An 11708-nucleotide genomic window follows, 5' to 3' on the forward strand; every position below is an offset into this window, starting at 1 on the left:
CCCAAAGAGGCGCAGTACCCCCTATGGCGAAGTTTCGCTCCCAAATCAGCGCGGCTGATAAATCCAGCCAGCCCAAGGCCGTTAATTCACCGTGCATTGCTATCTGTGCGCTTAATCAAGACGACGTATGTACCGGGTGTTACCGAACGGGCCAGGAAATCGCCCACTGGGGTCGATTGGATAACGACCAGCGCCGCGATGTGCTGGCGCTGTGTAAGAATCGGGCAAGGGCGATTAACCCCTTTTTAAGTTAGTGCTCAGAGCGGCGCCGCGGATGCTTGAGGTGCAACGCCCCTAGTGTTTCTCGGCTTTGCCAAGCTTGGTGACTTTGGCTTTTTCAATCATTCTGCCAGTCAGTGAGGTCACCTCAAACCGGTAGTCGTCCATGTGAAAGCTGACGCAGCCATCCGGTATGGCCTGTAAAAATTGTGTTGCTAGGCCATTGAGGGTTTTTGGCCCATCCTGAGGGAGTGACCAATCCAAATGCTTATTGATATCGCGGATGGCAGTGCCGCCGTCGATTAAATAGCAGTCGTCAGCCAGAGTCGTGATGTCCTCGTGTTCGTCCTCGGCGGTGTTGGTGGTAAAATCGCCAACAATCTCTTCCAAGATATCGTCCAGGGTGACAATACCCTGCACCTCACCATATTCATCCACCACAATGCCCATGCGGCTTTTGGCTTTCTGAAAGTTCAGCAGCTGGTTGGATAGAGGAGTGCTTTCGTGGACAAAATCTGGCTTGCGTACAAAGCGGCGAATGGACGCGTGGGTAACGCGGGCGTCGTCGCCAATTAAAAAGCGCGATACGTGGCGCAAATGCAGGGTGCCGATGACGTTATTGATGTCGCCCTCGTAGACCGGTAGCCGCGTGTAATCGGTGGATCGGATAACCTTCATAAGGTTTTCGATGGTGTCCGATAAGTCCAGCCCATTGACCTCCACCCGGGGCACCATAATGTCCTCCACGGTGGTTTTTTCAAGATCCAATACATTAAGCAGCATTCCCTGGTGTTGATCGGGAATCAAATCGCCGGCTTCATCCACCACGGTGCGCAATTCATCGGGGGCGAGATGCTCGTGTTGTGGCGCCTCATTGGGGTTAACGCCAAACAGGCGGGCCAGCGTGTTTGAGAGATAATTAACCACCGAAACGATGGGTTGCATAACCTTTAATACAGGCTGTAACAACCAGCTGAACGGATAGGCCACGCGCTCTGGATAGAGTGCGGCAATGGTTTTTGGGGTGACTTCGGCAAAAATAAGCATCACCAGCGTTAGTACAATAGCGCCAAGGGTGGTGGAGCCGTCGCCGTATAAACGCAAACAGATGATGGTTGTGATCACCGCCGCCAGGTTGTTGACGAGGTTGTTGCCAAACAAAATCCCACCCAGTAATCGGTCGGGGCGTTGCAACAGATGTATAACGCGTTTGGCGGCTTTATCGCCTTGGTTGGCGGAGTGTTTTAGCCGATAGCGGTTGATGGACATCATGCCGGTTTCTGAACTGGAGAAAAAACCAGACAAAACGATCAATGCGGCCAACATGCCAAACAGCAGCGGTACAGGGAGGTCGCTCAACGGGGGTAAAACCTATTTTTCTAGTGGATTTGCGAGTCTACGGTTAAGGGCTGGTGCGCGCCAGCATTTTTTAGATAGTTTGCCCGCCAAGCACCAGTTCTATCACCAATTTACTACCAAAGTAGGCCAGCATCAGGGTGCAGAAGCCGGCCAGAGTCCAGCGAATAGCATAACTGCCGCGCCAACCCTGGCGGTGACGGCCAAACAGCAAAATGGAGTAAAGCAGCCAAGCAACGATCGAGAGCACCGTTTTGTGGACCAGCGATTGGGCAAACATATCTTGGATAAACCAAAAGCCAGACACTATAGAAACCGTTAGAGTAATTTGGCCGGCCCAAATCACATCAAACAGCAATGTTTCCATAGTTTGCAGTGGCGGTAGTAGCCGAACCTTGCCCGTGGTGTGCTTGTGCCTCAACTGATGATCCTGCCAGGCTAAAAACAGCGCCTGCAGTGCCGAAATGGTTAACAAGGCGTAGGCCAAAACCGATAGCGTGATGTGGCAAAGTAGGCCGGCTGAAATAGTATGCAATGGCGTTAATGGGCTGTGGCCAAACAAGGCTGCGGCCACACTCAACGCCGAAAAAGGGAATAAAAATAAGAATAAGTTAAGAATCGGTAGGCGCAGACCGCTCAGCGCCACAATGATGTTTATCACACAGGTGATCAGCGAAAGAGCGATGAAAAAACCCAGTTGATAGCCACCGGGTTGAAACACCAGCAGCACCAAGCCAAAAAAGTGCGCCACAATCGCCAACCCGGCAAAGCTTAGGAGCCAGTTTCTGTTGGCTTGCTGCAGCCGAGCTACATTGGTGTACAGGTAAACACTGGCGACGATGTACAAAACAATCGCTGTTATATTACAAACGTAATTCAACATGAACGGGGTGCCTTAGCCCTTCTTCCTTAACTGAGTTCAATGCCTAGAGTAGGTGTCTGGCGGTGAGTTCCTTGCGAATTCTGTGGCGGGTGCGCATAAGACTGATAAGTGTGGCACAAGCCGCGCGCTAATAGAAGCCGGTGTGCAGCCGTGCATTTCACTGGGCTTAGGGTATACTGGCGAGCTTTTGTTGGCGCCCCCGCAAAAGGGAACCGTGCCTGGGCTGAAATGCAACAATCGCCCTCCAATGCTGTGCGCCGCTGAACTCTCAATAATGGTTTCGAGTTGCTATGTTTGACAACCTACAAGATCGCCTAACGTCCTCGCTGCGTTCCATCACTGGTAAGTCGCGCATCACCGACGACAACATCCAAAAAACCCTGCGCGAGGTGCGCAAGGCGTTGCTGGAGGCCGATGTCGCCTTGCCGGTGGTAAAAGAGTTTATTGCTCAAGTCCGCTCCACTGCGCTAGGCAGCCAAATAGCCAAGGCGTTGAACCCAGGCCAGCAGTTCCTCAAAATTGTTGAGAGCGAGCTGGTTAAAATCATGGGCGATGCCAACGAGTCGCTTAACTTAAACGCGCAGCCACCGGCCGTGATTTTGATGGCGGGCCTGCAAGGTGCGGGTAAAACCACCTCTGTGGCCAAGTTGGCGCGCTTCTTAAAAGAGCGCGAAAAGAAAAAAGTCTTGGTGGTGAGTGCCGATATCTATCGCCCTGCGGCGATTGCCCAGCTGGAAACCTTGGCCGGCGAAGTGGATGTGGGCTTTTTCCCCTCCACGGCGGATCAAAAACCGGTCGCCATTGCCAAGGGCGCCATTGAGCACGCCAAAAAACAGTTCTTTGATGTGGTGATTGTCGATACCGCTGGCCGTTTGCACGTCGACCAAGAATTGATGACAGAAATTCAGGATGTACACGCCGCTATTAAACCGGTGGAAACACTGTTTGTTATCGATGCCATGATCGGCCAGGATGCGGTTAACACCGCCAAGGCCTTTAATGATGCGCTACCGCTCACCGGTGTGATCCTAACCAAAGCCGACGGTGACGCCCGTGGCGGTGCGGCACTATCCGTGCGCCAGGTCACTGGCAAACCCATTAAGTTTTTGGGCATGGGCGAAAAAGTAGACGCCCTAGAGCCATTCCACCCTGAGCGTATTGCCTCGCGTATTCTGGGCATGGGTGACGTCATGTCACTGATCGAAGAAGCCGAGCAAAAAGTCGATAAAGCCAAAGCTGAAAAGCTGGTTAAAAAAGTCCAGAAGGGTCAAAAGTTCGATTTGGAAGATCTACGCGATCAGTTACAGCAAATGGCCAACATGGGCGGTATGTCCTCTATGCTGGAGAAACTACCCGGCATGGGTAATATGGCGCAGATGGCCGAACAGGCCAACGTCGGCAAACAGTTCAAGCAAATGGAAGCCCTCATTAATTCCATGACGCCGTCCGAACGACGCAACCCCGATCTACTCAATGGCTCGCGCAAGCGTCGTATCACCATGGGCTCCGGTACCGATATCCAAGATCTCAACCGCCTACTTAAGCAGCACAAGCAGATGGCTAAGATGATGAAAAAGATGAAAGGTGGCGGCATGTCTAAGATGATGCGTGGCTTGGGCGGCATGATGGGCGGCGGCGGGATGCCTGGCGGCCCAGGTGGTGGCTTGCCGCCGGGTATGGGGCGCTAACGTCCCCTGTTGTCCTTCTTTAAAAAAGCAGCCGTTGGGCTGCTTTGCGGTTTAAGTGGGGTAGTGGTAAAAGCGCTATACACTGGCTGCGGTTTACACTATAATCCCGCGCCTTTCGGGTATGCCTGCACGCGCTAGCGAGGGTTATGCGCCCGAGGAGACACGATTTCTTCGTTAATTTAACAGTTATCAGCCAGCACTGTGCTGGTTCTGAGTAGGACATTGCCGTGAGGCAAGGTCACACACGGTAGCAAACAGGAAAATAAACATGGTAAGTATTCGATTATCTCGCGGCGGTTCTAAAAAGCGTCCTTTCTATCACGTCACCGTGACCGACAGCCGCAACGCACGCGATGGTCGTTTCATTGAGCGTGTGGGTTTCTTTAACCCAATCGCCCGTGGCCAAGAAGAGCGTTTACGTATCGACAACGATCGCATTGAGTACTGGGTTGGCCAAGGCGCTCAAGTATCCGATCGCGTTAAAAAATTGGTTAAAGACAGCAAAGCTACGGCTGCTGCTTAATTAGCCTCCTCTAGATACGGTATCGACGGTGGCAAAAAAGCCCTCTAATTTGGTAACCGTCGGCCGAATTAGCACCGTGTTCGGTGTTAAGGGTTGGGTTAAGGTGCATTCCGAAACCGAACCGAGAGAGAACATATTTAAATACTCCCCTTGGTGGCTAAAAACCAAGCACGGTGTCAAAACCTACGAGGTTGAAGATTACCGGCCCCACGGTAATGGGTTAATCGCGCATCTCAAAGGTATTGATGAACGCGACCAAGCCGAAGCCCTGGGCCGAGTGGAGATCGCCATAGACCGCAGCCAGCTAGTGGACTTGGCAGAGGGTGATTACTACTGGAGCCAGCTGATCGGCTTGCGAGTGGTTTCTGAATTTGGCGAACAGCCCCAGGATATCGGGGTAGTGAGCAATATGATGGAAACCGGTGCCAATGACGTATTAGTGGTGGTTGGCGATGATCTCAGCATTGATCGTAACCAGCGGCTGGTGCCCTATGTTCCGGAGCAGTTTGTGCTGTCTGTGGAGCTTGAGCAGGGCATCATCCGGGTTGATTGGGACCCAGAGTTTTAAGCGATAGTGATCTCTAGGAGAAGAGCCTGCCATGCGCATTGCGGTTGTGAGTCTTTTCCCAGAAATGTTCAGCGCCATCACCGAGTACGGTGTTAGCGGTCGCGCGGTGAAAAAGGGTTTGGCCGAGGTGCAATTCTGGAACCCCAGAGATTTCACACAGGACAAGCACCAAACCGTCGACGATCGTCCCTACGGGGGAGGGCCCGGCATGCTGATGATGGTGCAGCCTTTAGAGGATGCCATCCTTGCGGCAAAAGCTTGGGCCGGAACCGAAGGCGATTGCCAAGTTGTTTACCTGTCGCCCCAGGGCAAGCCATTGCAACAGGGCTTGGCTCAGGGTTTGGCTAACAGCGGCAATTTGGTGCTGATTTGCGGTCGCTACGAGGGTGTTGATGAGCGTTTGATTGAACGCTACGTGGACATCGAAATTTCCATTGGTGACTACGTCATCAGTGGCGGTGAGCTGGCCGCCATGGTGGTAATCGATAGCCTGCTGAGGCTTTTGCCTGGCGCCTTAGGCCACGTTGATTCCGCCCAGCAAGACTCCTTTAGTGAGGGGCTGCTTGATTGCCCGCACTATACCCGTCCTGAGGAATATCAGGGCCAGCGAGTGCCAGAGGTGCTGTTGAGTGGTAACCACCAGCGAATTCGCCAGTGGCGCCTACAACAAGCACTGATTAGAACCTGGCAGCGCCGACCAGATTTACTGGACAAGCTATCGCTGAGTGAAGAGCAACAAACATTACTGAGCCAATACCTGAACACACAGCAGGTCGAGGACAAACCGGGGTAGGCCCCGCATTAATTGAACAACGTATAGCTGTGAAGCTAGACACCTAATTGCTATTTTAGGAGCAAACAATGACTAACAAAATTATCCAGGAGCTAGAACAAGAGCAGTTGAAATCCGACGTGCCAGAATTCGGCCCAGGTGACACTGTTGTCGTTCAAGTGAAAGTAAAAGAAGGTAACCGCGAGCGTCTGCAGGCTTTCGAAGGTGTGGTAATTGGTAAGCGTAACCGTGGCCTAAACTCCGCGTTTACCGTACGTAAAATCTCCCACGGCGTTGGTGTAGAGCGTACCTTTCAAACTCACAGCCCGTTAGTAGACAGCGTTCAGGTTAAGCGTCGTGGTGACGTGCGTCAGGCCAAGTTGTACTACTTGCGCAACCTGACTGGTAAGGCTGCTCGTATTAAAGAGCGTCTTAATTAAGCTGCTGGTACCGTTATATCGTACCCAGTGGGATAAAAAGCCGGCTTGTACGCCGGCTTTTTTGCGCCTGTAACATCAGTAACGCCGTTTTAGCGGTAAAATTAGACGCTTATAATAGTAGCTTTAACCGTTTATCCTACTGTTGGCAGAGCCGGTCATTGCAACAGTCATCCGGCTGAACCAAACTAGCGTTAACTGTTCCAACTCGCAGCTTGGGTCATTTGCAATTGGCTCAAATTGATTCACCCGCATAAACGCGTAACAAGAGAAACTCTAATGTCTCGCATTTCTCCGTTAAAATCGTTGCTGGCGCTGGCCGGCGGAGCCGTAATGGCGGCGCTAATCACTTTGCCTGCCCAGGCCGATGAGCAATCCGATGTCGATCAGGCCGCCGTTAAGGCGATTACTCAAGGTCTGGCAAAAGCGCGCCCTCAGCTCACCATAGAATCCATCGATGCCAGTCCAATTCCGGGTTTGTATCGCGCCCAAATTGAAGGTGGCCCTGTGTTGTTTGTCAGCGCGGATGGCAACTACATGTTAGCCACCGATATGTACCAAATTGTGCCCGGTAATTTCGTTAATCTGCAGGAAGTAGAGCGCAAAGAAATGCGCGCTGAATTGGCCGCGCAGCTGGATAAAAACCACGAAGATCTCATCGTTTACTCGCCAAAAGGGGAAGTTAAGGGCGTGGTCAACGTGTTTACCGATGTCGACTGCGGTTACTGCCAAAAGCTGCATAAAGAAATTCCCGCGTTAAATGACATGGGCATTGAATTGCGTTACCTGGCTTATCCTCGGGCCGGTATTGGCTCCACCTCGTACAACAAAATCGCCTCGGCTTGGTGCGCCAAAGACCAAAACAAAGCCATGGATAAGCTCAAGGCGCGCCAGGATATTGATACCGATGTCTGCGAAGGCAATCCAGTGGCGGAGCATTTTCTAGCGGGTAACAAAATTGGCGTTAGCGGCACCCCTGCAATACTGCTGAGCGATGGCACCTTGCTGCCCGGTTATCTGCCCGCCAAAGATTTAGCCGCGCGTATTGGCATTGAAGACAAGCAAGCCGCCGTTAACTAAGGCGAATTTCTGCAGTAGTTATGATCCGCACTGTTCTGGTCATCGGCTGGGTATGGCCAGAGCCGCAATCCTCAGCAGCGGGGCACCATATGGTGTCGCTGCTGCGGTCCTTTCGAGCCCAGCAATGGCAGGTGGTGTTTGCCTGTTGCGCTGAACCCACCCCCTTAAGTTTCTCCTTGGCGTCCATTGGTGTAAGCCAACAGCGTATTGACGTCAATGATTCCGACTTTGATCAATGGGTGGCGCGGTTGCAGCCAGACCTGGTGCTGTTTGACCGTTACCTAATGGAAGAGCAATTCGGCTGGCGGGTGGCCAGTGCCGCACCCAACGCCCTGCGCATTTTGGATACCGAAGATCTGCAGTGCCTGCGTTTTGCCCGTCAACAGGCGCACAAGGCAGGTCTTTCGTTGGCTGAGGCCGAGCTTACCAACGATATTAGTCTGCGCGAGCTCGCCAGTATTTGGCGCTGCGATCTGTCCCTCATCATCTCCCGCGCGGAGCATGATCTGCTCACCGAGCACTTTGGTGTCAGCGATAAACTGCTGCACTACCTGCCGTTGCAGTTACAAGCGGGAACTGAGCTGGCGCCAATGCCTGCGGCGGAAACTCCCGGTTACCAGGATCGAACAGGCTTTGTCACCATTGGCAATTTTCGCCATGCACCCAACTGGGATAGCGTGCTGTACCTGCGGGAGTTATGGCCCCAGGTAAAGCAGCAGCTGCCACAGGCTGAAATCCAAATCTATGGCGCCTATATGCCGCCCAAAGCCCGCCAGCTGCACAATGTAAAGTTGGGCTTTCACGTTCATGGCTGGGTAGAGGATGCGCGCGCTGCGGTAGCGCAGGCGCGGGTTTGTGTAGCTCCGTTAAGGTTTGGAGCAGGACAGAAGGGCAAGTTGTTGCTGGCCATGTGCGCCGGCACGCCCAGTGTCACCACCTTGGTGGGTGCGGAATCCATGGTGGAGCAGGGCTGGCCAGGGCGGGTGGCAGACGGCGACAAACACTTGGTTCAAGCCATGGTGGAGATGCACCAGGATGAATCCGCATGGCAACAGGCACAGAGGCATGGCTATAACTGGTTGCAACAACTCCAGGCACACAATGGCGCAGCTGCGCTCATTCAGCGTTTGTCCGATCTGTTTAGCCGTTTGCCCAGCCATCGCCAAGCCAACTTTATCGGCGCCATGCTGCGCCACCATCATCACAAGAGTACCGAGTACTTTTCGCGCTGGATCGAAACCAAAAATCGCCTTGCCCAGGGCGATGACGATACCCCATAACTACCGTGGTGGCGGTTACTTGCGGTGCATTTGACACGGCGAGCGGGCACCAGTAATGTGGCCTACCTTTTTTATGGCAGTTAGCGATTTTGCCGGCTACACACCACAAAATTATCGCTTTTGCCTGTAATACTTTTGCCCATCTGCTTAGGAGCGCATTTTGAAACCGGTAAAAATAGGAATCTGTGGCCTAGGAACCGTTGGTAGCGGTACCTTCAATGTTATTTCGCGTAATCAACGCGATATTAATGCCCGAGCCGGTTGCGACATTATTATTAGCCAAATTGGCGCCCGCAGAGACAACCCCAATTGCAATACCGGTGACACCGCCGTTAGCCGCGATATTTTCGACGTTGTACGCAATCCAGATATCGACATCGTAGTTGAGTTGATTGGCGGCACCAGCGTGGCTAAAGACCTGGTATTGGAAGCCATCGCCAATGGCAAGCACGTGGTTACTGCCAACAAGGCGCTGATCGCCGAGCACGGCAACGAGATATTCCAAAAGGCCAAAGCGGCTGGGGTTACCGTTGCCTTTGAGGCAGCCGTGGCCGGGGGCATCCCTATCATTAAAGCCATTCGCGAAGGCCTGTCTGCCAACAGCATCGAATGGCTGGCAGGTATCATCAATGGCACTGGCAACTTTATTCTCACCGAAATGCGTGATAAAGGCCGCGCCTTTGACGACGTCCTTAAAGAAGCCCAGGCCCTAGGTTACGCCGAGGCCGACCCAACTTTTGATGTTGAAGGCATTGATGCCGCGCATAAATTGGTAATTTTGGCGTCCATCGCCTTTGGTATGCCACTGCAGTTTGACAAGGTATTCACCGAGGGCATTACCAAAATCACTGCCGAGGATGTGTCGTACGCCCAGGAACTGGGCTATCGCATCAAGCACCTGGGTATCGCCAAGCGCGGCGAAAACGGCGTGGAATTGCGAGTTCACCCTACATTGGTGTCTGACAAACAGCTTATCGCCAACGTAGATGGCGTGATGAACGCCGTGATGGTGAAGGGCGATGCCGTTGGGCCAACCCTTTATTACGGTGCCGGCGCTGGCGCCGAGCCTACCGCCTCTGCCGTAGTGGCGGACGTGGTGGATTTGGCTCGAACGCTGACCGCAGATCCAGAGCACCGAGTACCGCATTTGGGTTTCCAGCCCAATGAGCTGTCGGATCTAACCGTGCTGCCCATGAGCGAAGTGAGTACCGGTTACTATGTGCGTATGAACGCCGAAGACAAAACCGGTGTGCTGTCTACCATCACCCAAATTCTCAGTGATGCCGGCGTCAGCATAGAGGCGTTGATCCAAAAAGAGCAGGCCGAAAACGTCGACACAGTGCCCATTATTTTGCTGACCAACCGCGCCCTGGAGCAACATTTGCTCAACGCCATAGAGAAGATTCAGGCGCTGCCCACCGTGGTAGGAGACGTAACCCACATCCGTGTTGAATCCTTGAGTTAACGCATTACGAGAGCCAGCAACGTGAAATACATCAGTACCCGTGGCCAAGCGCCCAGCTTGAGTTTTGAAGACGTCGTATTAACTGGTTTGGCCAGTGACGGCGGTTTGTATGTACCCGAATCACTGCCTAAATTTAGCCAGAGCGAAATCGCCAGCTGGGCTGGCCTTAGCTACCAAGAGCTGGCGTTTAAAGTGATGCATCCTTTTGTATCCGAGGCGCTGTCCGACGACGAGCTTAAGCAGTTGATTGAAAAATCCTACGCCAGCTTCCGTCACCCGGCCATTGCCCCGCTGGTGCAAACCGACCACAACGAGTGGGTGTTAGAGCTATTCCAGGGCCCAACCTTGGCGTTTAAAGACTTTGCGCTGCAGTTTTTGGGCAACCTGTTGGATCACATCCTGAAAAAGCGCGATCAGAAAGTGGTTGTGATGGGGGCTACCTCCGGTGATACCGGCTCCGCCGCCATTGAGGGTTGTCGCCACTGTGATAACCTGGATATTTTCATCTTGCACCCACACCAGCGAGTGAGCGAGGTGCAGCGCCGGCAGATGACCACTGTGTTGGAAGACAACGTCTATAACATCGCCTTAGAAGGCAACTTCGACGACTGCCAAAACATGGTTAAAGCCAGCTTTGCTGATCAGTCTTTCCTACCCGAAGGCCGGCAATTAGTGGCGGTGAACTCCATTAACTTTGCCCGCATTATGGCGCAAATTGTGTACTACTTTTACGCCGCCCTGGCCCTGGGTGGCCCGGCCCGCGCTGTGTCTTTCTCGGTGCCTACGGGCAACTTTGGCGATATTTTTGCCGGCTACTTGGCCAAGCAAATGGGGCTGCCCATTGAGCAGCTAATCGTTGCCACCAACCAAAACGACATATTGCATCGCTGTATCAGCGCCAACGATCACAGTAAGCAGTCGCTGGTGCATTCACTGTCGCCTTCAATGGACATTATGGTATCCAGTAACTTTGAGCGGCTGCTGTTTGACCTATACGGACGTAACGGCCGTGCCATCGCCGAATTGATGGAGCAGTTCAAAAGCGGCAGCATGACACTGTCCGAGCAGGCCATGGCCAAGCTCACAGAAGGCTTCGCCAGTTATCGGTTAGACGACGACGAAACCGTGGCCGTCATTGCCGAGGTGTGGGACACGTGCGAATACCTGTTGGACCCGCACACCGCTATTGGGGTGCGAGCAGCACGTAAAAAGCGCGCTAATGCCAGCACACCTATGGTCTGCTTGGCCACGGCACACCCAGCTAAGTTCCCAGAGGCGGTAGCCAAAGCCTGCGAAGGCATTGACTCACCGGCCTTGCCGCATCATATGGCGGACTTATTTGAGCGTGAAGAGCGCTACCAAGTGCTCGCCCACGACACCCAAGCAGTACAGTCGTTTATTGCCAACAATCTCTAATCCAGGACCGGGCCGGTGCGA

The 11708-nt window shown here is 53.2% G+C and carries 12 protein-coding genes; 10 read left to right on the top strand and 2 right to left on the bottom strand.

What is annotated here, in order from left to right; genetic code table 11:
• The first annotated feature begins 23 nt into the window (after window positions 1–23).
• Window positions 24–254, top strand: coding sequence for a DUF1289 domain-containing protein (locus ACGHM3_RS08650; RefSeq protein ID WP_345418312.1), 231 nt, complete (start codon window positions 24–26; stop codon window positions 252–254).
• A 40-nt stretch (window positions 255–294) separates the two neighbouring features.
• Here ACGHM3_RS08650 and ACGHM3_RS08655 read toward each other — a convergent pair whose 3' ends face one another.
• Together ACGHM3_RS08655 and ACGHM3_RS08660 are read right to left on the bottom strand one after the other, a co-directional pair.
• On the bottom strand, window positions 295–1578 hold the full coding sequence (locus tag ACGHM3_RS08655) for an HlyC/CorC family transporter (RefSeq protein WP_345418315.1): 1284 nt from the start codon (window positions 1576–1578) through the stop codon (window positions 295–297).
• A 70-nt stretch (window positions 1579–1648) separates the two neighbouring features.
• Window positions 1649–2458, bottom strand: a complete 810-nt coding sequence (locus ACGHM3_RS08660) for a cytochrome c biogenesis protein CcsA (RefSeq protein WP_345418318.1) — start codon at window positions 2456–2458, stop codon at window positions 1649–1651.
• Window positions 2459–2748: 290 nt separating this feature from the next.
• Here ACGHM3_RS08660 and ffh point away from each other — a divergent pair, with 290 nt between their 5' ends.
• The 9 genes from ffh to thrC all read left to right on the top strand — a co-directional run bounded on the left by ffh (window position 2749) and on the right by thrC (window position 11687).
• Window positions 2749–4146 (top strand): signal recognition particle protein, encoded by a 1398-nt coding sequence (gene ffh, locus ACGHM3_RS08665; protein WP_345418321.1) that lies wholly within the window; start codon window positions 2749–2751, stop codon window positions 4144–4146.
• Window positions 4147–4414: 268 nt separating this feature from the next.
• On the top strand, window positions 4415–4669 hold the full coding sequence (rpsP, locus tag ACGHM3_RS08670; RefSeq protein ID WP_345418324.1) for a 30S ribosomal protein S16: 255 nt from the start codon (window positions 4415–4417) through the stop codon (window positions 4667–4669).
• 28 nt (window positions 4670–4697) lie between these two features.
• Window positions 4698–5237 (top strand): ribosome maturation factor RimM, encoded by a 540-nt coding sequence (rimM, locus tag ACGHM3_RS08675; protein ID WP_345418327.1) that lies wholly within the window; start codon window positions 4698–4700, stop codon window positions 5235–5237.
• Between the two features lie 31 nt (window positions 5238–5268).
• Window positions 5269–6030 (top strand): tRNA (guanosine(37)-N1)-methyltransferase TrmD, encoded by a 762-nt coding sequence (gene trmD, locus ACGHM3_RS08680; protein ID WP_345418330.1) that lies wholly within the window; start codon window positions 5269–5271, stop codon window positions 6028–6030.
• 68 nt (window positions 6031–6098) lie between these two features.
• Window positions 6099–6449, top strand: a complete 351-nt coding sequence (rplS, locus tag ACGHM3_RS08685) for a 50S ribosomal protein L19 (protein WP_345418333.1) — start codon at window positions 6099–6101, stop codon at window positions 6447–6449.
• A 276-nt stretch (window positions 6450–6725) separates the two neighbouring features.
• A complete protein-coding gene (locus tag ACGHM3_RS08690) occupies window positions 6726–7526 on the top strand; it encodes a DsbC family protein (RefSeq protein WP_345418336.1) in 801 nt (266 codons plus the stop codon).
• Window positions 7527–7546: 20 nt separating this feature from the next.
• Window positions 7547–8806: a glycosyltransferase gene (locus tag ACGHM3_RS08695; RefSeq protein ID WP_345418339.1), complete on the top strand. Its 1260-nt coding sequence runs from the start codon at window positions 7547–7549 to the stop codon at window positions 8804–8806.
• Window positions 8807–8966: 160 nt separating this feature from the next.
• Complete coding sequence (locus ACGHM3_RS08700) at window positions 8967–10271, top strand: homoserine dehydrogenase (RefSeq protein WP_345418342.1); 1305 nt, start codon at window positions 8967–8969, stop codon at window positions 10269–10271.
• 21 nt (window positions 10272–10292) lie between these two features.
• Complete coding sequence (thrC, locus tag ACGHM3_RS08705) at window positions 10293–11687, top strand: threonine synthase (RefSeq protein ID WP_345418345.1); 1395 nt, start codon at window positions 10293–10295, stop codon at window positions 11685–11687.
• Window positions 11688–11708 lie beyond the last annotated feature (21 nt).

Source organism: Halioxenophilus aromaticivorans, from assembly GCF_042850945.1.
GTDB lineage: Bacteria > Pseudomonadota > Gammaproteobacteria > Pseudomonadales > Cellvibrionaceae > Halioxenophilus > Halioxenophilus aromaticivorans.